General features: G+C 65.9%; 20 protein-coding genes and 1 tRNA gene. 12 read left to right on the forward strand and 9 right to left on the reverse strand.

Features of this window, described 5'->3' with window-relative positions:
* Positions 1 to 160: 160 nt before the first annotated feature.
* The 3 genes from AC5RVB_RS00265 to AC5RVB_RS00275 are packed head-to-tail and all read left to right on the forward strand — an operon-like array spanning position 161 to position 3,048.
* The gene (locus AC5RVB_RS00265) at positions 161 to 661 is read left to right on the forward strand and encodes an FMN-binding protein (protein ID WP_227903373.1); all 501 of its coding nucleotides are present in this window, start codon (positions 161 to 163) and stop codon (positions 659 to 661) included.
* A gap of 3 nt (positions 662 to 664) precedes the next feature.
* Positions 665 to 1,534 carry an FAD:protein FMN transferase gene (locus tag AC5RVB_RS00270; RefSeq protein ID WP_227903374.1) on the forward strand — a complete coding sequence of 290 codons (870 nt, stop codon included), beginning with the start codon at positions 665 to 667 and terminating at the stop codon, positions 1,532 to 1,534.
* Positions 1,531 to 3,048 carry an FAD-dependent oxidoreductase gene (locus AC5RVB_RS00275; RefSeq protein ID WP_494141689.1) on the forward strand — a complete coding sequence of 506 codons (1,518 nt, stop codon included), beginning with the start codon at positions 1,531 to 1,533 and terminating at the stop codon, positions 3,046 to 3,048. Before AC5RVB_RS00270 ends, AC5RVB_RS00275 begins: the two co-directional genes overlap by 4 nt.
* A 318-nt stretch (positions 3,049 to 3,366) precedes the next feature.
* Here the strand turns inward: AC5RVB_RS00275 and AC5RVB_RS00280 are convergent, their stop codons facing one another.
* A complete protein-coding gene (locus AC5RVB_RS00280; protein WP_494141690.1) occupies positions 3,367 to 4,887 on the reverse strand; it encodes an HNH endonuclease signature motif containing protein in 1,521 nt (506 codons plus the stop codon).
* 615 nt (positions 4,888 to 5,502) lie between these two features.
* Between AC5RVB_RS00280 and AC5RVB_RS00285 the strand changes: the two genes are divergently transcribed.
* Positions 5,503 to 5,575, forward strand: a tRNA-Arg gene (locus AC5RVB_RS00285).
* Between the two features lie 212 nt (positions 5,576 to 5,787).
* Here AC5RVB_RS00285 and AC5RVB_RS00290 read toward each other — a convergent pair.
* The 4 genes from AC5RVB_RS00290 to AC5RVB_RS00305 form a co-directional block, all read right to left on the reverse strand.
* The gene (locus AC5RVB_RS00290) at positions 5,788 to 6,981 is read right to left on the reverse strand and encodes an ABC transporter permease (protein ID WP_494141691.1); all 1,194 of its coding nucleotides are present in this window, start codon (positions 6,979 to 6,981) and stop codon (positions 5,788 to 5,790) included.
* Positions 6,978 to 7,829 carry an ABC transporter ATP-binding protein gene (locus AC5RVB_RS00295; RefSeq protein WP_494141692.1) on the reverse strand — a complete coding sequence of 284 codons (852 nt, stop codon included), beginning with the start codon at positions 7,827 to 7,829 and terminating at the stop codon, positions 6,978 to 6,980. The genes AC5RVB_RS00290 and AC5RVB_RS00295 overlap by 4 nt, the downstream gene beginning before the upstream one ends.
* Positions 7,826 to 8,869: an efflux RND transporter periplasmic adaptor subunit gene (locus AC5RVB_RS00300; RefSeq protein WP_494141693.1), complete on the reverse strand. Its 1,044-nt coding sequence runs from the start codon at positions 8,867 to 8,869 to the stop codon at positions 7,826 to 7,828. The genes AC5RVB_RS00295 and AC5RVB_RS00300 overlap by 4 nt, the downstream gene beginning before the upstream one ends.
* A 94-nt stretch (positions 8,870 to 8,963) precedes the next feature.
* A complete protein-coding gene (locus AC5RVB_RS00305; RefSeq protein ID WP_494141694.1) occupies positions 8,964 to 9,335 on the reverse strand; it encodes a DUF6176 family protein in 372 nt (123 codons plus the stop codon).
* A 271-nt stretch (positions 9,336 to 9,606) separates the two neighbouring features.
* Between AC5RVB_RS00305 and AC5RVB_RS00310 the strand changes: the two genes are divergently transcribed.
* From AC5RVB_RS00310 to AC5RVB_RS00335, 6 genes are all read left to right on the forward strand, one after another.
* Positions 9,607 to 10,185, forward strand: coding sequence for a TetR/AcrR family transcriptional regulator (locus AC5RVB_RS00310; protein ID WP_227903382.1), 579 nt, complete (start codon positions 9,607 to 9,609; stop codon positions 10,183 to 10,185).
* Positions 10,186 to 10,397: 212 nt separating this feature from the next.
* The gene (locus tag AC5RVB_RS00315; protein WP_494141695.1) at positions 10,398 to 11,183 is read left to right on the forward strand and encodes an ABC transporter ATP-binding protein; all 786 of its coding nucleotides are present in this window, start codon (positions 10,398 to 10,400) and stop codon (positions 11,181 to 11,183) included.
* A complete protein-coding gene (locus AC5RVB_RS00320) occupies positions 11,180 to 11,899 on the forward strand; it encodes an ABC transporter ATP-binding protein (protein WP_290244690.1) in 720 nt (239 codons plus the stop codon). Before AC5RVB_RS00315 ends, AC5RVB_RS00320 begins: the two co-directional genes overlap by 4 nt.
* A complete protein-coding gene (locus AC5RVB_RS00325) occupies positions 11,899 to 12,777 on the forward strand; it encodes a branched-chain amino acid ABC transporter permease (RefSeq protein ID WP_227903385.1) in 879 nt (292 codons plus the stop codon). Before AC5RVB_RS00320 ends, AC5RVB_RS00325 begins: the two co-directional genes overlap by 1 nt.
* Complete coding sequence (locus tag AC5RVB_RS00330) at positions 12,774 to 13,913, forward strand: branched-chain amino acid ABC transporter permease (protein ID WP_227929480.1); 1,140 nt, start codon at positions 12,774 to 12,776, stop codon at positions 13,911 to 13,913. The genes AC5RVB_RS00325 and AC5RVB_RS00330 overlap by 4 nt, the downstream gene beginning before the upstream one ends.
* Positions 13,913 to 15,190 carry an ABC transporter substrate-binding protein gene (locus tag AC5RVB_RS00335; RefSeq protein WP_227929479.1) on the forward strand — a complete coding sequence of 426 codons (1,278 nt, stop codon included), beginning with the start codon at positions 13,913 to 13,915 and terminating at the stop codon, positions 15,188 to 15,190. The genes AC5RVB_RS00330 and AC5RVB_RS00335 overlap by 1 nt, the downstream gene beginning before the upstream one ends.
* A 201-nt stretch (positions 15,191 to 15,391) precedes the next feature.
* Here AC5RVB_RS00335 and AC5RVB_RS00340 read toward each other — a convergent pair whose 3' ends face one another.
* From AC5RVB_RS00340 to AC5RVB_RS00350, 3 genes are all read right to left on the reverse strand, one after another.
* Complete coding sequence (locus tag AC5RVB_RS00340) at positions 15,392 to 15,844, reverse strand: MaoC family dehydratase (RefSeq protein WP_227903389.1); 453 nt, start codon at positions 15,842 to 15,844, stop codon at positions 15,392 to 15,394.
* Positions 15,845 to 15,846: 2 nt separating this feature from the next.
* Positions 15,847 to 16,620 carry a 3-oxoacyl-ACP reductase FabG gene (gene fabG, locus AC5RVB_RS00345; RefSeq protein ID WP_227929478.1) on the reverse strand — a complete coding sequence of 258 codons (774 nt, stop codon included), beginning with the start codon at positions 16,618 to 16,620 and terminating at the stop codon, positions 15,847 to 15,849.
* Positions 16,621 to 16,772: 152 nt separating this feature from the next.
* A complete protein-coding gene (locus AC5RVB_RS00350; protein WP_494141696.1) occupies positions 16,773 to 17,396 on the reverse strand; it encodes a DinB family protein in 624 nt (207 codons plus the stop codon).
* A gap of 87 nt (positions 17,397 to 17,483) precedes the next feature.
* Here AC5RVB_RS00350 and AC5RVB_RS00355 point away from each other — a divergent pair, with 87 nt between their 5' ends.
* Positions 17,484 to 18,482 (forward strand): helix-turn-helix transcriptional regulator, encoded by a 999-nt coding sequence (locus AC5RVB_RS00355; protein ID WP_227929476.1) that lies wholly within the window; start codon positions 17,484 to 17,486, stop codon positions 18,480 to 18,482.
* Between the two features lie 13 nt (positions 18,483 to 18,495).
* Entirely contained in the window at positions 18,496 to 22,422 is a 3,927-nt protein-coding gene (gene hrpA, locus AC5RVB_RS00360) for an ATP-dependent RNA helicase HrpA (RefSeq protein WP_494141697.1), read from the forward strand.
* A 72-nt stretch (positions 22,423 to 22,494) separates the two neighbouring features.
* Here the strand turns inward: hrpA and AC5RVB_RS00365 are convergent, their stop codons facing one another.
* Entirely contained in the window at positions 22,495 to 22,923 is a 429-nt protein-coding gene (locus AC5RVB_RS00365; RefSeq protein WP_494141698.1) for an HIT family protein, read from the reverse strand.
* Positions 22,924 to 22,965: the final 42 nt, after the last annotated feature.

The following is a 22,965-nucleotide window of genomic DNA, read 5'->3' on the forward strand; positions in this document are numbered from 1 at the left end:
TAAGCATAGCCGGGTACGGCCGTGCCCCCGTTGACTATGACGGGCCTTACCCTGTGCCGGCTCAGCCGCTGCCGCCATGATGCGATGTAATAAAGAGGAAGCCTGGGTTTGACCCCTGCTGAGATTCCCATCCGGGGAACCCCCACCACCGAGGAGAACCGTGAACCGAGCGAGCAAGTCCCTGCTGTGTGCCGCCGCCGGCCTGTCCCTGCTGTCCGCGGCAGGATGTGCCGCTGGCGAGGAAGCCGATACTGCCGCACCCGCCGGCCCTACCAGTGAATCCCCTGCCCAGTCCCCCGCGCAGTCCCCCGCCGTGTCTGATGCCTCCGGGGCTGCCGGTTCCGGATCCGCTGCCTCAGGAAAGTACACCGACGGCGAGTACTCCGGCACCGGCAGCTACATCCCGCCGTCGGGCACTTCCGAAGACGTGGACGTGAAGCTCACGCTCGAGGGCAACGTGGTCACCGAGCTGGAAGTGGAAACCTCGGGCAAGAACCTGCAGTCCAAGCAGTACCAGCGCGAGTTCACCTCCAACATCCAGAAGCAGGTGGTGGGTAAGAACATTGACGAGCTGGACGTGGACAAAGTGGCAGGTTCCTCGCTGACCAGCCAGGGCTTCAACCGGGCACTGGACGCCATCCGCTCCGTGGCGGCGTCCTAGCCCATGCATTCCCTCGGGTTCGAAGCCATCGGCACACAGTGGACGCTCTCCACTGCCGAGCCGCTGGACGCTCCGACCCAGGCGGCTGTGGCGGAACTGGTCGAGGGCTATGACCGCACCTATTCGCGTTTCCGCAGCGATTCCACCGTGGCGCGGATGGCGGAGGGCGCCGGAAGCTTCGAGCTGCCCGCTTCCGCTGCCCCGCTGCTGGAGCTTTTCGACACATTGCACCGGCTCACCCGCGGCGCCGTTAATCCCCTGGTCGGGCGTTCACTGGAGGTTCTGGGGTACGACGCCGGGTACAGCTTCCGTGCCTCGGGCGCCCCTTCTCCCGCTGCTGACTGGACTGACACCGTGTCCTGGTCGGCCGGTCGCTCCGTGGTAGAGGTCAGGACCACCGCGCCGGTGACCTTGGACATCGGAGCGGCCGGCAAGGGCCAGCTGGTGGACCTGGTGTCCGCCGTGCTGGAATCCGCCGGGCACCGGGAGTATGTGGTGGATGCCGGTTCGGATCTGCGCCATGCCGGCGGCACTGCCCTGCGGGTGGCCCTGGAGTATCCCTATGACGCGGCGCGGGCTGTTGGCGTCCTTTCCGTCAGGAACCGTTCCCTGTGCGCCTCGGCGGTGAACCGCCGGCAGTGGGGGGACGGGCTGCACCACGTCCTGGATGCCCGGACCGGGGCTCCGGTCCAGGCAGTGGCAGCAACCTGGACGCTGGCGGCCGATACCCGAACCGCCGATGGCCTGGCCACCGCCCTGTTCTTCGCCGAACCGCGGGAGCTGGCTGCCGAATTCGAGTTTGATTATGTCCGGATGTTTACCGACGGCCGGGCCGACTATTCCCCTGCAATGGCTGGAGTCCTGTTTACATGAGTGTTTCCGCCCCGGCGCAGCCGCGCACCCTCAATACCTTCCTGGGCCGCTGGACCATGTACCGGCTCACGGTCTGGCTGCTGCTTGCCTGCGTGCTCTGGTCCTTTGTGCTCTCGCTTACCGGGGTGCTTTTTTACACACCTACAGAGCTCGCCGCGACCGCCGCCACGGCAGTTGCCTCCGCCCTGGTGACCAGCCGGGTGGCCGGACTGCTGCTGCGTACCCGGCCGCAGACCGACTCCTCCCTGATCACGGGCCTGATCCTGTACTTCCTGTTCTGGCCGGGCACCGACGGTGCCCAGCTGGGCATTGTGGCGCTGGCGGCGGCCGTGGCAACCGCGTCCAAATATGTGCTGGCCGTCCGGCGCCGGCACATTTTCAACCCCGCGGCAGTAGGCGCCTTTGTGGTGGCAGCGGCCGGGTTGGGCGGCGCGGTCTGGTGGGTGGCCACTCCGTGGATGCTCGTAGCCGTATTACCGGCCTCCGTCCTGATCCTGTACCGCAACCGGCTGCTGCCGATGGCCGGAGTGTTTGTCCTCACCGCCGCGGCGATCATCTTTGTCCGCTTCCTTGCTGCCGGTGAAGCACCGGTCGAGGCGCTGACCATCATTGCCGGTTCCTATCCCATCGTCTTCCTGGCCGGCTTTATGCTCACCGAACCGCTGACCCTGCCTCCGCTGCGCTGGCAGCGTCTGGCCGAGGCCGCCGTCGTCGGCGTGCTGTTTGCCGTGCCGTTCTCGCTGGGGCCGGTGGCCATGTCTCCCGAACTCGCGCTGCTGATTGGCAATGCTCTGGCCTTCGCGACGGGTCAGCGCGGAGCTGTGCGGCTGCGGCTGAAGTCATCCCGGGCGCTCACGCCCACTGCACGCGAACTTGTTTTCGAACCAACGCGTCCGGTCCGGTACCGTGCCGGCCAGTACCTGGAGCTTGCCGTGCCGCATTTCGAGCCGGACTCGCGCGGCTCCCGCCGCATTTTCAGCATCACCACGGCCCCGTCTGCACCGGACACCGTAGCGGTGGGGCTGCGGGTGGCAGATCCGTCCAGCAGCTTCAAGAAGTCGTTGCTGAAGATGCGTCCGGGTGCCGAAGTGACAGCTACCGCTGTGGCCGGGGATTTCCTGCTGCCTCGGGACCGGACCAAACCTGTCCTCATGATTGCTTCCGGTATCGGCATTACGCCGTTTATCAGCCAGTTGCGGCAGGCCTGCGGAGAGGGCCGGGACGTCGTCCTAGTGTATGCCGCTTCCTCCATTGACGAGCTGGCCTATGCAGGCGAACTGCAGGAGCTGGACGTGCGGCTCCTGATCTGTACGCCGACAGATCCCGGTTTTGCCGGCGGGACCTGGCTTGGTCCGGGGCTTCCAGGTGCGGACGTGCTGAAGCGGGAAGTTCCCGATCTTGCATCGCGGGCGCTATATGTTTCCGGCTCGCCGCAGGTTGTAGCCTCAGCGCGCAAGGCGGTCCGCGAGGCCGGTGGCCGGCGCGTGAGAACGGATCCATTCCTGGGGTACTAGTTTCGGGGTATTGCTGGTTATTGCTGGTTCCGGGGTATTGCTGGCCAGCAGTACCCCGCGCCACGCCAGGACCCGGCACCACCGCCAGCACACTGCCGCCGACTACCGACCGCGCAACGACATCCGTCCCCACCAAGCCGCACCCGTACCTCCCGCCCTACTATTACCGGCCGCCTACTACCGGCCGCGCGGCGCCAACCGTTCCTACGCCACACGTCCCACCGCTGCCCGGCCCGCACCTCCCACTCTGCGATCACCGACAGCGGGCATCCAACCTCCTTCCGCTGCCGGACGGCTTTCGACGTGGGACGAACCTCGTCAGAACGGGGGTACCTCTTCCGGACCGGGGACAGAGCGTGCGTTTGGATCCGCGCCCGCCAGTTCCAGGAAGGGCTCGGTCCGGTAGACCCGGCCGGTGGGCGAAGTCCATTCCAACACCCCCGGCGAAGGTTGGCAGGCCTTCCAATAACCCAGAGTCTTGAACCGGTGATGCCTCCGGCACAGGTGAGCCAGGTTCGAATGCTCAGTGTTCCCGCCCTTGGCCCAATCTTTGGTGTGGTCAATCTCGGTCACCCCGGTACTGACCCGGCATCCCGGGAACCGGCAGGTCCCGTCCCGTGCCCGGAGCCAGCGGGCGAGTCCGGCGGGGACTTTCCGGCGCCTGCCCACACCCAGGATCTCTCCGGTGCGCGGATCCCGGACGAGTCCGGTCCAGCGGGTAGCGTTGCGAGCCAGCCGGCGGGCCGCTTCGGCGCTGATGGGTCCGTAGCCGTGGAGCTCGGCGGGTTCCTCGTCAGCACCGAAGAGGGTTTCAGCGCTGATCAGCACCATGATCTCGGCCCGCGGGATGCTGCCAATATCGTCCGGATCGGTGAGCCCGGCACCGGTTTTGTCTTCGTGGCCTCCACCGTCGGGCCTGCCCGGGTGATCTCCACCGTCGGTGCAGCCCGTGTGACCAGCACCGTCGGCCGCGCCTGCGTGCCCTCCACAGCCGGGCCTGCCCGCCCGCTGGCTGCGGGCTGATCCCATGCCGCCCATCAGCAGTTGGGCCAGGATGTCGGCACGCAACTGGTCCCTGCTCCGCGGGTCCCCGTCCGCCTGTTCTCCCTGGGCGGAGGTGCTCAGGGCAGTGTAAATCTGCTGGGCTTCCGGTGCCGGCAGAAGGGCCGAGAGCCAGGACATGCCGTCCTCAACCGGATCCAGGGTGACCTTCCGTTTCTCGAACGCGCTTTGGTGCCGAGCAGGAATGGTTTGCGGATATTTCTTCTCCCGCAGTCTGCGGGCTTTGGCGGAGAACTGTGCCCGGGTCTGACCTTCGGCAGCGCTGAGCAGGTCCGCTTCGAGTTCCGGCAGGTCAGCAGCGGGAACGTTCTCGCACTGCTCCAGAACCACTTGCGCATGCGGGTAGCCGAGCGTGCCTTCCTCCAGGGCGGTGAGGGTGGCGGCGTGCGGGCCGCAGAGCCTGCAGGCCTCGTCCATCAGCCGTTGTGCCGTCATTTGCGGGACTCTTAGGATGGCCGCGCACTCGGCGGAGGCGAGGCTGAAGGCCATGCCCGGTTCCAGCCGGCCGGAGGCTTCCCGGTAGCTGTCCCGGAAGGCCTCCTGCATGCGGTTCATCAGCCGGGCTTGCTGCGCCTGCGCCCAGGCAATCAAATGTGCCATTCGGCCCAGAGCTTCGCCCGTGGTCACTTCGTCGCAGGACTCAAGATTCGCCAGAGCCAGGGTTCCGGTAAATCCGTCCGGATAAATGTTGCCTGAGCATTCCGCATTGCCGGGGGCGCCCGCGGGACTGGTGGAAGCAGTGCCGCTGGCTGTACGCGTGGAACTTGCAGCGGGCATGGCATCTGAAGCTAAGGGACTGGCTGCACCCATGGGACTCGCGGCGGGCACGGCATCTGAAGCTAAGGGACTGGCTGCACCCATGGGACTCTCGGCGGGCATGGCGTCCGCGGACCGTGCGACAGCTTCGCCTGCAGGGTCGGCACGATATACCGCGAGACTGGTCGGGGCCGGGGACGGTTTCCCGGGCGCATCCGCATTGTCGGCCGCCCCTTCCCGTGGAAGGTCCGTGCCGGCCGGTATTCCGGTTCCGCACCCGGATTTCCTGTCCTGATCCATGCTTCAGGATTTCATCCGGCACTGACATTTCAGGGTCAAAAACCGGCGCAAAACGGCACCTCGGAAAACTCCAGATACCCGTCTTTTTGCCAGCCGCTACCTGCCCGAAGCGGATTGGACAGCGCTCGAGAATTTCCGGCGCATAAAGACCTGGGAGGCTCCCCCGCTACGGTTCCTCGCATCCCCCGCCAGGAATCCCGGCGACGTGTCCTATGAGCCCGCGCACCATCCTGGACCTTCTCCACATTTCGCCTCAGCCTGCGAGGTTTTCCCCGACCCGCGGAAACCTGCTAAGCTTCTTGAGTCCCACAGGACGTCCGGTTTACCGGTGTCCTTGCCCTCGTAGCTCAGGGGATAGAGCGGTTGCCTCCGGAGCAACAGGCCGTAGGTTCGAATCCTATCGAGGGCACTTTGAGACACAGAGAGACCCCGCAGCCCAGCTGCGGGGTCTCTCTGCTTTTTATGGTTCCCGGGGTTGGACAGCCCTAGAGGACTTCCTCCGACCCATAAAACCTAGAAAGCTCCCAGTGTTGAAAAGCACCGGAGAACTTTAGGCGCATAAAGACCTGGAAACCCCCGCCACGATTCCCCGCGCCCGGCCGGCAAGCGCAAGGGACCGGATCAGTAGCGAATCGCGTCGATGACCTTTACCCTCACCGCCACCAGCGCCGGGACAAGCCCGGCCAGGGCACCTACCAGCGTCGCCGAACCCAGCCCTATCAGCGCGGCTTCCACGGGGAACGGCGGCAGCTCGGCGATGCCGCCGCCGATCACCCGTTGGACCACTGGCAGCTTCACCACCGCCACAGCGGCCATAACGCCCACAACACCCGCAGCAAAAGTGGCAACAACGGACTCCAACATGACGCCGAAGAAAATCCGTCCGGAGGTAGCTCCGAAGCTGCGCCGGATGCCGATTTCCCTGATCCGGTACTTCACGGTCACCATCGAAATGTTCAACAGACCGACTGCCCCGAGCAGCATCACCAGCGCGGCAATGCCGCCTACCGCCCAGGTCAGACCGCCCAACGGATCGCCGTAAGCGGCATAATCCGTCCGGTATGCGTCCACGTCGGCGCCCGGAAACTGTGCCGCCAGATCGCCCGTTATCGCGGGAATCAGCGGTTCTCCCAGTTCCTCCGGGACCCACAGCTCCAGGCTTGGCGTCTCTACGTTCAGCCCCAGCCCCGCAAACGCATCGCTGAGCAGAATGGCTGCCGGAGGTTCGTCAGAGTACTGGTCACGCCGCACGCCCACAACGACGGCGTCCAACGGCCTGCCGGATTCGATGCGGACCACCGGATGGTGCCTCAGGTCCGGACTGCCCATCTGCCGGTGGAACGCCTCATTAACGACGACGGCGGGAGCCAGTCTCTGCGCGTCTTCCGCCGTGAACCAGGCACCTTCGACCATCGGAATGCGACGCATCTTGGCATAGGCGGGGTCCACAACCTGCGTCTGCACCGGCATCACCCCGTTCGGCAGCTGAAACGGCACAAGAGCCTGATGGGTCAAAGAGGAATACTCCACCGAATACCGCTGTGCCACGTCCCGGAAAGCAGCAGTCACGCTCTCGGCATCCATGGCGGAGCCGTCGCGCTGGTACACCACCACCGTCAGTGTCGCCGGACGGCCGCTCTGCGCTTCGCTGCCCTGCGCGATCGATTCGCGCACCATGTTGCCCAGCGCGACAACCGAGGTCAGCGCGGCAACGGACAGAGCGACACCGATCAGCGCGAGCAGCACGCGGGTTTTATGAATCCGAAGCTCTGTCCAGGCCTCCACAAGTGAGGCGACAATACCGGAAAGGCTCATGCCGCCGCCTGCCGTCCAGGTTCCAGGAAGCCGTCCTGAAGCAGATAGTGCCGGCTGGCCAGGGCTGCCACCTTCGGGTCGTGCGTGATGGTCACCAGGGCGGCCCCGGATTCCGCTGCCACCTCCGCCAGCAGGGCCATCACGGATGCACCCGTGGCGATGTCCAGGGCGCCGGTGGGTTCATCGGCCAGGATCAGCCGGGGCGAACGTACCAGGGCACGGGCAATCGCTACGCGCTGCTGCTCTCCACCCGAAAGCCTCGCGGGCCGGTCCTGCAGCCGCTTCCCCAGGCCCACCCGCTCCAGCATGGCGCCGGCGAGCTGCTCCCGCTGCCAGAACTGCCTGCCCCGGGCGTACAGCAGCGGGGTCATGACGTTTTCCAGCGCCGTGCGTTCAGCCAGCAGGTTGAACTGCTGGAAAATGAACCCTACTGACGCTCCCCTGGCTGCAGCTCTGCGGCGCTGACTCATCCTTTCCACCGGTTCCGAGCCAAAGACCATCTCACCGGCACTGGGCACATCCAGCAGGCCAAGAATGTTCAGCAGGGTGGACTTGCCCGAACCGGACCGGCCGACAATTGAAACATGGTCCCCGGGATACACGGTCAGGTCCACCCCGGCGAGGATCTGCAGCGGGGCACGCCCGGGAAGACTGACTACCCGTGCCACTCCCGAGAGTGACACCAATGCACCGTCCTCATGCAGGGACACCGGCATCCCCTCATCATCGATGCGCCCGACACGCTGTCGCCGGACAGGCTGTCGCCCGACACGCCGCTCGCGGGCAGTGTGTTCACCTTCCGTATGTTCACCGGCAGTGTGTTCACCGGCGGACTCGGCGATGCTCACCCGCCCATCACTCCGGGCATACCCGTCATCGGATCAATGTCTGCTGCAGCGCCGGGAACAAACTGCAAAACCATTTCCCCTTCTGCCAGTCCGGAGAGAATTTCCACTGTGCTGCCATCATTCAGGCCAAGGCCCACTTCCCGTTCCACCGCGTCTCCGGCGCTATCCGGTCCCGCCTCGCCGGGAGCGACCCATACGATCCCCGTCTGCACACTGCCCCGGACCGCCGTCGTCGGCACCGTGACCACGTTTTCGGCGTGACCGGCAGTGATCTCGATGGTGGCACCAAGCCCGGCGAAGACGGGAACGTCGGCCGGCACGGTGCAGCGGACGCTTCCGGCCGCTTCCGGCTGTTCCTGGCCCGGCCCGGCGGGAACACGCTGGGCCTGGGCGTTGACCCCGGTGTCCGCTGCCGGCGTGCCGCCCATGCTCACGTTGCTGCAGGGGAAGGGCGCCGGACCCCCGTTGATACTCACCCGTGCGGTATTTGTCCGGTCGAGGATCCGGAACTGCTGGTCGCTGGTCAGGGTGCCCGTGACCGAATATGTCCCCGGGTCCAGGGACGCGGCCTCCGCTCCCACCGTGAGTTGTTGTTTGGGCAGGACCATCAGTTCGGCGACTGTCCCTGCCACGGTGGCAACGACGTCGTTGTATGCGTAAGCGGGCGGCGCGGCAGGTCCCGGTTCATCTCCCACCGGTTCCGGGAGCTCCAGCAGCGTTTTCACCTGGAACAGCGGCTCCCCCTTGAGCACGTTCTGTCCTGCCTCAACGTAGATGAACTCGACGGTGCCCTCAGCCGTGCTCCTGACGCTCACGAGCGGATCACTGATAACCGAACCCTGGACAGCCACGAGGTTGGTTACCGTGCCCAGCGCAGCAGGCACCAGCGGCGTGGTGAGCTGCGCCGACGGCTGCTCACCGACGGCTGCGGCATCAGCCCGCATCCCGTCAATGAAAGCGAGCTTGAACAGAGCGGCGGCGATAACGGCAAAGACCACCAGCCACAGAATCGGAAAGACGTAGCGCCGCACAGCAGCCATCGGTTCCCCCATAGGAAGTGACCGCGGCACCGGTCGCCGGCAGTCTGTTCGGGAGGCTACCAGCGAATATCAGGCCCAACCGCGTCAGACACGCTCAGGAAACATCCCAGGCTTCCGTTCCGGCACGGCCGGCACTTTCCACTGCTGCCCGGACATGCGGAGGGGCCAGGAAGAACCTGGGCTCCAGTTCTTCCCACCCGGGATGCTTCGTTTTCATTCCGTACGCAAGGTGCGCCTGATCCAGGGAATTGTCCGGAATGAGCCCCGGACTGTCCTGTCCTCTCAGCTGGAAGTGGTACATCCACCACGAACCGTCTGCTTCCTGGTTCAGGAACGTCGCTTCCACAGCCATCAGCTCACGCTCGAGCGTGGCCAAACATTCGTCGTAGCGTTTATGCAACATCTCCATCCAGTCATCGAAGGATGACTCTGCACCGTCCAGCAGCCGCGCCCTGCTCAACTCCATGCGCATTCCGCGGGGTACGGACGCTGGCATGTTCCAGCCCGGGAATCCCGGCCCGGCCGGGGTAAAGGGAAGGGGCGGGTGGGGAAAGTTCGACATTCACCAAACCCTAGCGGCAACGCCTGCTTGGCCGGCCGGCCGCCCCGCCGAAAACAAAATTCCCAAAAACCTTGCGCAGAACCGGCCTGCCGGGGTTATGGTGTTCGCACATACCAACCGGTCGGTCCGAACTGGAAACCGCCGGGCCACGACACGAGAACCCGGACACTGCCGCATGAAGACCATGAATATCAAGGAAGAGCTGGCACGGACATCCGTGGAGCTCTTCGCGCGGCAGGGCTACGCCAAAACCAGTGTCCAGCAAATCGTGGATGCAGCCGGCGTGACCAAAGGGGCGCTCTATCACTACTTCAATTCCAAGGATGACCTGCTCTTCGACATCTATGACCGCATCCTGACCCTCCAGCACGAGCACCTTACCGAGATCATCAGCCGCGGATTGCCGGCAGCCGAAACCATGCGCCTGGTCTGCGAGGACCTGGTCAGCACGTCCATTGACTGGATCCGGGAAGGGACGGTGTTCTTCCGCTCCCAGCACATGCTCAGCGAAGACCGGCTCGAAGAGGTGCAGCGCAGACGGCGCGAGTTCAACAAGGCGTTCACCGGCATCCTGGTCCGTGGCCAGGAAGACGGGGTGTTCCGCACCGATATCCCCATTCCGGTCCTCGCAGCGAATTTCTTCTCCGATCCGCACTACCTCTCCTACTGGTACTCCCCCGGAGGGGCCATCAGCCGCGAGGCAGTGGCGGCGCAGTTGACCGACCTCTACCTGGCGGGACTGCAGGCGAAGTAACCCCAGCCCGCCCAGCACCACGGCACCACCGGCACCACCGCAAAACCAGCACCACCGCACCTCCGCACCACCGCAAAACCAGCACCACCGCACCTCCGCAAAACCGGCACCTCAGCACCACCGCACCTCCCTCAGCACCGCAGCACCGCAGCACACGCGCCACCCGAGCACGGAAAAGCACGCAAGGTAAGAGCAGAGACGATGGAGTACTCATGCAGGAGCAACATACCGACCGGTCGGAACCACCCCGCCTCCGGTTGGACAACATCACCGTCCGGTTCGGCGGGCTGACCGCCCTGGACTCGGTGTCCCTGGACATTCCCGCCGGCCGGATCATAGGCGTCATGGGCCCCAACGGCGCCGGAAAGACCACGCTTTTCAACGTGATTTGCGGCGTCTTTCCCCCCAGCGGAGGCAGCCTGGAACTCGACGGGAGCGGGTTCACGCCCAAACCGCACCGCCTGACCCGCCACGGCGTAGCCCGCACGCTGCAGGGCCTGGGCCTGTTCCCGGGGCTTTCCGTCCGGCAGAACGTTGCCGCCGGGCTGGCTGCAACATCGCACCGCGGACTGGGGCTGCTGGCACTGCCGGGAGCCGTCCGGGACGAAAAACGCCTCGCCGTCCGGGCCATGGAAGCCCTGGACCTGCTCGGCGTCGCCGCATACGCCGACGCCCTGCCTGACACCCTGCCCTACGGCATCCGCAAGAAGGTGGCTCTGGCCCGTGCCCTCGTCTCCGAACCGAGGCTGCTGCTGCTCGATGAACCCGCCGGCGGACTGGGCCACGAAGACATCGAGGAACTCGCCGACATCATCCGCACCGTGCCAGGTGACGGATGCTCGGTTGTCCTGGTGGAACACCATGTGGACCTGGTGATGGCAGTCTGTGACCGCATTGCCGTCCTGGACTTCGGCCGGCTGATCGCCGAGGGGACACCGGCGGAGATCGGTGCCGACCCCGCCGTCGCGGATGCCTACCTGGGAGTTGAGGTGGCATGAGCGGCGGACTGGTCCTGGCGGATGTCAGCGCCGGCTACGGTGCCGTCCAGGTGCTGCACGGCATCAACCTGAATGTGGAGGACGGCTCCATCACCGCCGTCGTGGGGGCCAACGGGGCAGGGAAAACCACCCTGCTGCGCACCATCACCGGCCAGGTGCGCCCCACCGCAGGCACTATCCGCCTCGGCAACGGTGCAGACCTCAGCCGTGTCCCGGTCGAGGACATGGTCCGCCACGGTGTGGCACTGGTTCCGGAGGGCCGCGGGGTCATTACGGAACTGACCGTGGAGGAGAACCTGCGTTTGGGCGGCCTGTGGCGCCAGGACCGCAAGGCGGCAACTGCCGTGCTCGCGGACATGTACGACCTGTTTGAACCGCTGGCCCGCCGTCGGAAGGCGGCCGGACACCAGCTCTCCGGCGGCGAGCGCCAGATGCTTGCGCTCGGCCGGGCGCTGATGGCTGCCCCGTCGCTGCTCCTGCTGGATGAGCCCTCCCTGGGGCTTGCCCCCAAAGTCACCGCCCAGATCCTGGGCATGCTGCGCCGCCTCCGGGACGATACCGGACTGACCGTCCTGCTTATTGAACAGAACGTCCGCAGCGCGCTCGCCGTCGCCGACCACGGTGTTGTCCTCAACCTGGGCCGGGTAGTCGCCTCCCGGCCTGCCGCCGAACTGGCCGGGGACACCGACCTCCGCCACACCTACCTGGGGTTCTAATGGACAGATTCCTTTTTCTCACCTTTGACGGGCTCGCACGCGGTGCCGTGCTGGCAGCCTTCGCGCTCTCCCTGGTCCTCATCTGGCGTGCGGCGCGGATAGTGAACTTCGCCCAGGGCGCCATGGCAGTGGCGGCAACGTACATTGCCTTCACCGTCACCGCACTGACCGGCAACTACTGGGCCGGGCTGGCCGCCGCGCTCGCCGCGGGTTTCCTCATCGGCGCCATAGTGGAACGCGGAGTCATGCGCTTCGTGGGCAACACCTCCCCGCTGAATCCCGTAATCGCGGGGCTGGGACTGCTGATGCTGATCCAGGCGGTCCTGGGCATGATCTTCGGAAACAGCTACCGAACCATGGTGACCCCGTTCAGCTCCAATCCGGTGGAAATCTTCGGCATCACCGCCGTCTCCTCCTATGACCTCTTCGTCTTCGCCTGCATCGCCGTACTCGTAGGCGGACTGGTACTGCTGTTCACCAGGACCCCGCTGGGCCTGCGGCTGCGCGCCTCAGCCTTCGCTCCGGATCTCGCCCGGCTGCTGGGGGTGCGCACGTCCCGGATGCTGACGCTGGGCTGGGCCATGTCCTCGGCCCTGGGCGCCCTTGCCGCCCTGCTGGTCATCCCCACGGAACTGGGCCTGAACCCCCATGCCGCGGACACGGTGTTTGTCTACGCCTTCACCGTTGCGGTGATCGGCGGGCTTGATTCACCGGCCGGGGCCGTGCTGGGCGGGCTGGCCGTCGGCGTGCTGCTCAGCTGGGTCAGCGGCTATCTGGGCGCCACCCTGGCTCCCGTGGCCATCCTTGTACTCCTCCTGGCCGTGCTGCTGATCCGGCCCGGCGGCATCTTTTCCATGACGAAGGAGCGAACAGTATGAGCGTCCCCAAACGGTATCTGTTTGCCGCCGTCATTGCTGCCGGGCTGATCGGGCTGACGTTCGTCATACCGTCCTTCACCTCCTACCAGCTGGCCACCGTCTGCGCCTACCTGTGCGGAATCGCCGGCCTCACCCTGCTCACCGGCGCCGGCGGACAGCTCTCCCTCGGGCAGGCGGCACTGATGGCAGCGGGCGCCTACAGTTACGCGCTGAGCGCCAACACGATGTCCGACGCCGGCGTGGAAGGCCCGCTGCTGCTGGTCCTTCCGTTGCTGGCCGCGGTGCTGGGAGCAGCGCTGCTTGGCCTGGTGATCGGACTCGCCGCGGGGCGGTTGCACGGGCCTTATCTGGCCGGCTTCACCATGGCGCTGGTGGTGGCACTGCCCGCAGTGACCAGCACGTTCTCCGCCGTCCTCGGCGGCGACCAGGGGCTGTGGATCACCGTGGAAAAGCGTCCGACGTCGCTGCGCGGCACCGTCTCCAATGAGGCGTGGCAGGCGTGGCTCGCCGTCATCTGCGCCGTACTGGTTCTCACCGTGCTGGCAAACCTGCTGCATGGACGCTTCGGCCGGGAGCTGCGGGCAGTTCGGGACAATTCCGTGGCCGCAGCGCTCGCCGGGATCAACCCGGCACGCACCAAGGTCACCGCCTTCGTGGTCAGTTCCGCAGCGGCAGGCATGGGCGGCGGCCTGCTGGCCTACACCACGCAGAGCGCCAGCCCCGGCGCGTACTCCCTGGTCTTCTCCCTCTTCCTGCTGATGGCCGCCGTCGTCGGCGGTATCGGTTCCCTGACCGGCGCGGTCTGGGGCGCCCTGCTCCTGGTGGCCCTGCCGCACCTGATCAGCAGTGCCACGGCGCGGCTGGCATTGCCTGCGGACCTGGCCCAACGGCTGGACGGCAACCTTTCCGTAGCCATCTTCGGACTGGTCCTCATCCTGGTGATCCTGCTTGCCCCGCAGGGCATCCAGGGCCTGCTCCTGAAACTTCGGCGCAGGCCCGGAGCCGGATCTGCCCGCTCGTCAGCCCCCTCATCAGCTCCGGCAGCCGCGGCCGCCGACCAGCTGCCTGCCCCGTCTCTTCCGCTATCCGACCGGCACCAGTCGGCGGAGCTACCCGCAACCCAGAAAGGTCAATGATGACTAGTTCTCCGCTCCGCATAGGTGCCGCTGTCCTGGCAGCTGCAGCCCTTGGTCTCGCCTCCTGCGCTTCACCGGAAGGAGGTTCCGACGCCGCAGCCGAAGACGTGCCGGGCATCACGGACACCACGGTCACCGTGGGTACCCACCAACCGCTGACCGGCCCTGCAGCCGCCGGCTATGCCACCATCTCCCCCGCCACGAAGGCCTACTTCGACTATGTGAATGAAAACGGCGGGGTGAACGGCCGCACCATTGAATACATCGTCAAGGATGACGGCTACAACCCCGCCAACACGCAGACAGCCGTACGCGAAATGGTGCTCCAGGACGAAGTATTTGCCCTGGTGGGCGGGCTCGGCACGCCGCCGCACAGCGCCGTGCTCGACTTCGTCAACGACAACGAGGTTCCGGATCTGTTTGTCGCATCCGGCAGTCCCACCTGGAACCAGCCCGAGGATTACCCGTACACCTACGGTTTTATGGTGGACTACCCCACGGAATCCCGGATCCTGGCCACCCACGCCATGGAAGAGTTCCCGGATGCGACCTACTGCTTCTTTGGCCAGGATGACGACTTCGGCGAAGAGTTCCAGGCCGGGGTGGAATCCGTGGTCGGCGCCGACGGCCTGGCCAGCACCCAGGTCTACTCCACCGCCAACACCGACATTGCAGCCCAGATCAGCGCCATGAAGGCAGCGGGCTGCGAGGTCAACTTCCTGGCCACGATCAACGGCTTCAGCGCGCAGGCAGTGGGCACGGCAGCAAAGCTGGACTACTTCCCGCAGTGGATGGCCTCCTCCGCCGGCGGCGATTTCAACACCCTCTCCGGCTACCTCGGCGAAAACACCAACGCACTGCTGCAGGGCTTTGTCAGTGCGAACTACCTTCCCGGCTACTCGGACACCGAGGACGAATGGACCGCAAAGTTCAAGGAGATCAACGAGGAATACAACGGCGGGGCCGCCTTTGACGGGAACACTATCTTTGGCATGTCCATCGGCTACCTGTTTGTCGAGGCGCTGAAGGAAGCAGGCGAGAACCCCACCCGCGAATCCCTGCTCGAGGCACTTGAATCCGGCAATGTCACCGGTAACGGCCACACGCCGCTGGGATTCAGTGAGGACAGCCACCAGGGGTACACCGGCGCGATGCTGACCGAGGTGCAGGACGGCGTACAGTCCTATTTCGGCACTCCGTACGTGGTCTCCGGCGACGAGGTCACGGAGTACACCGAAGAGCGCCCGGCCATGCCGGCCGACGGGCTGCCGGAGTAGGTCCGGGCTCACAGTAGTTCCGGACCCACAGCGTAGTTGCGGACCCACAGCGTAGTTCCGGACCCACAGCGTAGTTCCGGACCCACAGCGTAGTTCCGAACCACAGCGTAGTTCCGAACCACAAACAGCCGGGGCCCGTCCAAACGGACGGGCCCCGGCTGTTTGTGCTTCCTTCCGGTCCGCGGGACGGGAAGATTACTGCTAGCCCAGGACGTAGAGGGAAATGGACTCCGCCACGGCTGCCGGCTTGTCCACGCCCTCAATCTCGATGGTGACCAGCAGCTTCACCCGCACCCCCTGGGCCACGGGCTCCACGGAAGCGATCTCCGAATGTGCCCGGACCCGGCTTCCCACGGGTACGGGATGCGGGAAGCGTACCCGGTCCAGGCCGTAGTTCACGCCCATCACCATCCCGTCCACCCGGAAGCGGCCCGAGGCGAGCGCCGGCAGCAGTGCCAGGCTCAGGTAGCCGTGGGCTATCGGTCCGCCGAAGGGACCCTGTTTGGCGCGTTCCGGGTCAACATGGATCCACTGGTGGTCATCGGTGGCATCGGCAAATTGGTTCACCCGTTCCTGGTCAATGGTGATCCAGTCGCTGGTTTCCGTCTGACCCACCGCAGCTTTGAGCTCCTCCACGGAGCTGAACCGGGCCACCGCTAGGCCTTCGGTCCGCCGGCGACGTAAAGGACCTGGCCGGAGACAAAGGAGGCATCATCCCGTGCGAAGAAGGATGCTGCCGCAGCAATGTCCTCCGGTTTGCCCGGCCGGCCCACCGGGATCTCCTTGGCAGCGTGCGCCACGAAATCCTCAAACGGCACGCCTATCCGCTCCGCCGTCGCCCGCGTCATGTCGGTTTCAATGAAGCCGGGTGCAATGGCATTGACCGTGACGTTGTACCGGCCCAGTTCTATCGCCAGGGTCTTGGTGAATCCCTGGATGCCCGCCTTGGCGGCGGCATAGTTCGCCTGCCCCCGGTTGCCCAGGGCCGAGGTGGAGGAAAGGTTGATGATGCGTCCCCATTCCTCCTTCACCTGATGTGCCTGCACCGCCCGGCTCATCAGGAACGCCCCGCGCAGATGGACACCCATCACGGCATCCCAGTCCGTCTCGCTCATCTTGAACAGCAGGTTGTCCCGGAGGATCCCGGCATTGTTGACCAGGATGGTGGGCGGACCCAGCTCCGCGGCGATCCGCTCCACCGCCTGTTCGACGGCGGCTGCATCGGAAACGTCGGCGCCGATGCCGAGCGCCGTGCCTCCGGCCGCGCGGATGGCCTCGACGGTCCGCTCCGTATCCTGCTCCCGCAGGTCGATGACGGCGACGGCGTTTCCGTCAGCGGCAAGCCGCATGGCGACGGCGGCACCGATCCCCCGTCCGGCACCCGTCACAACGGCTACACGGCGGATGGTGCTGTTTGGTGTTTCAGACATGGCTCTCCTAGGTTGCCGCCCGTGCGTCGGTGCACGGGCCGGCGTGGCAGGTCTGGCAGTGTGGGGCCGACAATACCGACCAGACGGTATGCAGCGCAATGGTTGGCAGCAGCGCAAAAGTGCGTGTCCGCTGCCGCGCCTGCGCCGGAGCGCTACCGCAGCCCGTGGGCGTACAGGTCGCGCAGCAGCGCGATCTCGGCCAGATGGTGGATCATTTCCCGGTTGATATGCAGCACCAGCGCGGACATGGGAGCCTCGGCCCAGCTGCCCTCCGCCTCACCGGCCGGCGCGTCCAGTTCCTCGGGACTCAGCGCCAGCACCCCGCTGATCCAGTGGCTGTAATAGGCGTCCAGCAGTTCCAAGGCGCCGTCAGCAGTGCCGGGGTAGTCGAAATCCTGATAGCTCACCGGCGGGCCGCCGAAGTGGGTGGCATTCCGCATGCCCAGGACACCCACAAGGAGATGGGCCAGCCGCCACGCGATGGTGGTCACCGGAGCGGGGTCGGGTTCGGGAAACGCAAAGTCGATGGTGTAGTCCCCCGCACCGCCCTGTACCGGAGCATTGCCCGTGCCCCGCGGATGCACGTTCCAGCAGCCGGGCACCGGTTCCCAAAAGTACTCGGCGTCCGTGAGCCCGGCCAGCCGCGGCCTCGCCTGGCTGTCCCAGTGCCAGGTGAGCTGCTCGGCAAGTGCCGCCGCCGCTTCCTGCAACCCGGGGCCGGTCCGCGGCTGGTGATCGTGCTGGTGTTCCTGCTGTTCCTGCTGTTCCTGCGTCATGGCTGACACCTTTCGATAGGGGAATTTACCCAGCGTAAAAAGAAATCAGGACAGCTTTTGACCTCAATCCGGCGTAACTTGAAGTTCATGTTGGAAACCTCCGCGCGGCTGCTGCAACTGCTCTCCCTGCTGCAGATGCGACGTGAATGGACCGGTGCTGCGCTGGCGGAACGGCTCTCCATTACCGAGCGCACGGTCCGCCGTGACATCGGCAAGCTGCGCAGCCTGGGCTATCCCATTTCCGCGTCCCCCGGAATCGCCGGCGGGTACCAGCTCGGCGCCGGTGCACAGCTGCCCCCGCTGCTGCTCGATGACGAAGAAGCCCTCGCCGTAGCGCTGGGCCTGACCGCGGTGGCCACCGGCCCGGTCACCGGGATCGGGGAGGCCTCGGTTCGTGCGCTGGCGAAGCTGGAACAGGTGCTGCCCGGGCGGCTGCGGCCCAAGTTCTCTGCGCTCCGCCAGTCCGTATCCACCCTCGCCGGGCCGGGCGGCGGAGTGGACCCGGAGATCCTGACGGCATTCTCATCCGGCATCACCGAACGCCGGGTGGTGGCCTTCCGCTATACCGCGGCCGACGGCGGTTCCGCACGCCGCATGGTGGAACCGTACCGGCTGGTAAGCACCGGGCGGCGCTGGTACGCGGTGGCCTGGGACCTGGAACGCGCCGACTGGCGGACCTTCCGGGTGGACCGCTGCAACAGCACCCCCTCCCAACGGGAACGCTTTTCACCGCGGCCCCTGCCGGCCACCGATCTGGCCGCCTATGTGCAGGAATCCATCACCCGCAATCCATACCGCTACTCCGTTGTGGTGCGGCTGGCGGCACCGCTGCATGCCGTAGCCGAACAGGTCCCCCCTGACGTTGCCCATGTCTCCGCTGACGGGCCCGGACACACCATCCTGCGCGGGGGCTGGGATTCCCTGGACCTGCCCCTGATCCGCCTCACGGCCTGGGGCGTCCCCTTTGAGATCCTTGAACCGCCGGAAATGCGTGAGCGTGCCCGCCGTGCCGCAGCCCTGCTGCAGCAGGCCGCGGAAATCCCGCCGACGGCGGAATCCGGGAAGCCGCACAGCCCGAGCCACTAGACTGGTGGCAATCATGGCACTGACAATTTCCTATCCCGCACAGCTGCCCGTTTCGGAGCGCCGCGAAGACATCATGGCTGCCATTGCGGCCAACCAGGTCACCGTCATCGCCGGTGAAACCGGCTCCGGTAAAACCACACAGATCCCCAAGATGTGCCTGGAACTGGGTTTGGCGGAAAAGGGCCTGATCGGCCACACCCAGCCCCGGCGGCTTGCCGCACGCACCGTTGCTGAGCGCATTGCCTCCGAGCTCGACGTCGAAATAGGCGACGAGGTGGGCTTCCAGGTGCGGTTCACCGGGGAAACCAGCCGAAAAACCAAGGTCAAGCTGATGACCGACGGCATCCTGCTGGCCGAAATCCAGCATGATCCGAAGCTGAAGAAGTACAGCACCATCATCATCGATGAGGCCCATGAGCGCAGCCTGAACATCGACTTCATCCTGGGGTACCTGCGCCGGCTGCTGCCCGAGCGCCCTGACCTGAAGGTGATTATCACCTCGGCCACCATCGACCCGCAGCGCTTCGCCGAGCACTTCGCCCTGGACGGCAAACCCGCACCCATCATCGAAGTTTCCGGCCGCACCTTCCCGGTGGAAATCCGGTACCGGCCGCTCAACCAGCCCGCCGACGGCGGCAGCGACGACGACGGCATCGAGGATGAGCTCGAAGAGGACCGCGACCCGGTGGACGCTGTCTGCGACGCCGTGGATGAGCTCTCCCGCGAGGCACCCGGCGACGTCCTGGTGTTCTTCTCCGGCGAGCGCGAAATCCGCGACGCCGCCGACGCCCTGCGGTCCTCCGTCTCCCGCAACCCGCGGCTGGCCAACACCGAAATCCTGCCGCTGTACGCCAGGCTCTCCCTGGCCGAACAGCACAAGGTCTTCTCCCCCGGGCGGAACCGCCGGATTGTGCTGGCCACCAACGTGGCTGAAACCTCGCTGACGGTCCCCGGCATCAAGTACGTGATCGACACCGGCACCGCACGCATTTCGCGTTACTCGCACCGCACCAAGGTCCAGCGGCTGCCGATCGAACGTATTTCCCAGGCCTCGGCCAACCAGCGCTCGGGCCGTTGCGGCCGTGTCTCCGACGGTATTGCCATCCGTCTGTATTCGCAGGAGGACTTCGAATCCCGGCCGGAGTTCACCGATCCGGAAATCCTGCGCACCAACCTCGCCGCCGTCATTCTGCAGATGGCCGCCATGGGCGTGGCCAAGGGCCCGAAGGACGTCTCCGACTTCCCCTTCGTCCAGCCCCCGGATTCCAAGGCGGTGAACGACGGCGCGGTGCTGCTGCGCGAACTCGGCGCCCTGCACCCCAAGGGCGGCATCACCCCGGTGGGGCGCAAGCTTTCCCAGTTGCCGGTGGATCCGCGGCTGGGCCGGATGATCGTTGAAGCCGGACAGCGCGGCTGCGCCAAGGAAGTCATGGTCCTGACCGCCGCGCTGACCATTCAGGACCCGCGCGAGCGCCCCTCCAAGGATGATCCGGCCCGGGCGCAGAAGGCCGCGGAAATGCACAAGCGTTTCGTGGATGAGAAGTCGGACTTCACCGGCTACCTGAACCTGTGGCGCTACATCCAGGAAAAGCAGAAGGAACTCTCCTCCTCCGCGTTCCGGCGGTTGTGCAAAAACGAGTTCCTCAACTTCCTGCGGATCCGCGAATGGCAGGACCTGTTTGCCCAGCTGCGCCAGCTGGCCAAACCGCTGGGTATCACGCTGTCCCCGCACCCGGTGGACCCGGTGGGCCGGCACAAGGAAATCCACATGTCGCTGCTGGCCGGACTGCTGAGCCACATCGGCCTTTATGACCAGCGCAAACGTGAGTACGCCGGTGCCCGCGGCACCCGCTTCGCGGTCTTCCCCGGTTCGGCCCTGTTCAAGAAGTCCCCGGACTGGGTGATGGCCGCCGAGCTGGTGGAGACCTCCCGGCTCTGGGCGCGGGTGGCAGCGTCCTTCGATCCGCTCTGGGCCGAGGAAGTGGCCCCGCACCTGGTCAAGCGCACCTACAGCGAACCGCACTGGTCCAAGAGCCGCGGCGCGGTGATGGCCTATGAGAAGGTCACCCTCTACGGTGTGCCCGTGGTTCCGCAGCGCAGCATCAACTACGGCCGGATCGATCCGGTGCTCTCCCGTGAGATGTTCATCCGGCATGCCCTTGTGGAGGGAGACTGGCGCACGCACCACAAGTTCTTCCACCGCAACCAGGCATTGCTGGCCGAAGTGGAGGAACTGGAGAACCGTGTCCGCCGCCGGGGCCTGCGCGTGGATGACGAAACCCTCTTCGAGTTCTACGACGAGCGCGTGGGCGCCGACGTCGTCTCCGAACGGCACTTCGACAAGTGGTGGAAATCCGCCCGGCATGAGAACCCGGCGCTGCTGGACTTTGACCCGGATGCTCTGCGCACCGACGACGCCGCCGGCCTGGATGAGAACGACTTCCCCAAGTCCTTCTTCTACGGTTCCTTTGAACTGCCGCTCTCCTACGAGTTCACGCCCGGGGTGCCCTCCGCCAATGACGGCGTCACCGTGGAAGTACCCGTGCTGTTCCTCAACCAGCTCACTCCCGGCCCCTTCGCCTGGCAGATCCCGGGCCTGCGCGCCGAGCTCATCACGGCGCTGATCAAGTCCCTGCCGAAGGCCGTGCGGAAGAACTTCGTCCCGGCCCCCGACGTTGCCCGCGCCGCAGCCGCCGCACTGGCAGCCGACTTCGACCCGGCAACGGATGAGTTGGAACCGTCCCTGGAACTTGTGCTGCGCCGGCTCAAGGGCTCCATCATCCCGCCCGGTTCCTGGAACTGGGATGCCGTCCCGGGACACCTGCGTATGACCTTCACCGTGGTGGACTCCTCCGGACGGGTGCTGGACGAGGGCAAGGACCTGGCCGCTTTGCAGGAAGCCCTGGCCCCGGCCACCCGCCGCGCGATCGCCGAGTCTCTGGGAGCAACGCCGTCGACCGTGCAGCCGCGCGGACCCAAAGCGCCTCATGGGCCCAAGGGCGCCAAGGGTGCGGCAGCGGCGAAGGGCGGCACCCCGGTCTCCGCCGCTGCTGACAACGGTTCCTCCGTGGCGGAGCGGACCGGGCTCACCGAATGGAGCGTAGGCACTCTGGAGAAGCAGGTGCAGCGGCTGGTGGCAGGCCACACCGTCACGGGTTACCCGGCCCTGGTGGACGAGGGAAGTACCGCCGGCGTGCGGATCTTCCAAAGCCCCGGCGAACAGCAGGCGGCAATGCGCGCCGGTGTCATCCGGCTGCTCGTACTGCGCGTGCCCAGCCCCGCAAAGTATGTGCTGGAGCATCTGAGCAATACCGAAAAACTGACCTTCAGCCAGAATCCGCACGGCAGCGTGGCGGCCCTCATCGAGGACTGCACGCTGGCGGCCGTGGACAAGCTCACTCCGGAAGCACTGCCGTGGTCCCGGGCGGAGTTTGATGCACTGTATGAAACCGTACGGGCCGAGCTCATCGATACTGTCTTCACCGTCACGGCGATCGTGGAGAAGATCCTTTCCAGCACCCGCCGGATCAACAAGGCACTGAAAGGCACCACGTCCCTGGCCCTGATCAGCGCCCTGAATGACATCAGGGCCCAGTTGGAGAACCTCGTTTATCCGGGATTTGTGGCGCGTACCGGCTACGCCCAGCTGATGCACCTGCCGCGGTACCTGGCCGGGATAGAGCGCCGGCTGGAGAAGCTGCCGAACAACGTCCAGCGCGACGGATTGCAGATGGCCGTTGTCCAGGGGCTGGAGGATGACTACGACGACGCCGTAGCAGCCCTGGCGCCCGGCCGCGGGACTCCCCCGGAACTGGCGGAGGTGCGGTGGATGATCGAGGAACTCCGGATCAGTTTCTTCGCCCAGGAACTGGGAACGGTGCGCTCCGTCTCGGAAAAGCGGATCCGGACCGCACTGAACTCGGCGCTGGCACCGGCGTAAGTCCCGGGCCGGAAACACCAGCGGCAGCCCCGCCCCCAGGGGCGGAACTGCCGCTGTGCTGTCCGTGCAGCCTCAGGCTGCGGGCACAAACTCCGCGTACCCGGCGTCCTGCAGCGCAGCCCTGATCTTCTGCGCGTTCTGCTCCATCCGGTCCGGGTCCGGATTCGTTTCGGCCCGGCTGAAATCGAAATCCTCCAGCGAGTTGGCCGGCCAGACGTGCAGGTGCAGGTGATCCACCTCGAACCCGGCGATGCTTAGGCCCGCACGCTCGGAACCGAAAACCTCCACCTGGGCCTTCCCGACAGCCTGGGCCACAGTGATGAGCTTCTGCATGAGTTCGGCAGGGGCATCCGTCCACTTGTTGATCTCCTGCCGCGGGACCACCAGTACATGGCCGTCGCTGAGCGGACCGATGCTCAGGAACGCCACGACGTCGTTGTCCTTCCACACGAAACGGCCGGGAATCTCGCCGTTGATGATCCGGGTGAACAGGGTGGGCATGGGTTCTCCTTTGGGGTGTTCCGTCCGGCGGGTGGCGGGCAG

This window comes from Arthrobacter sp. Y3225209 (assembly GCF_059090685.1).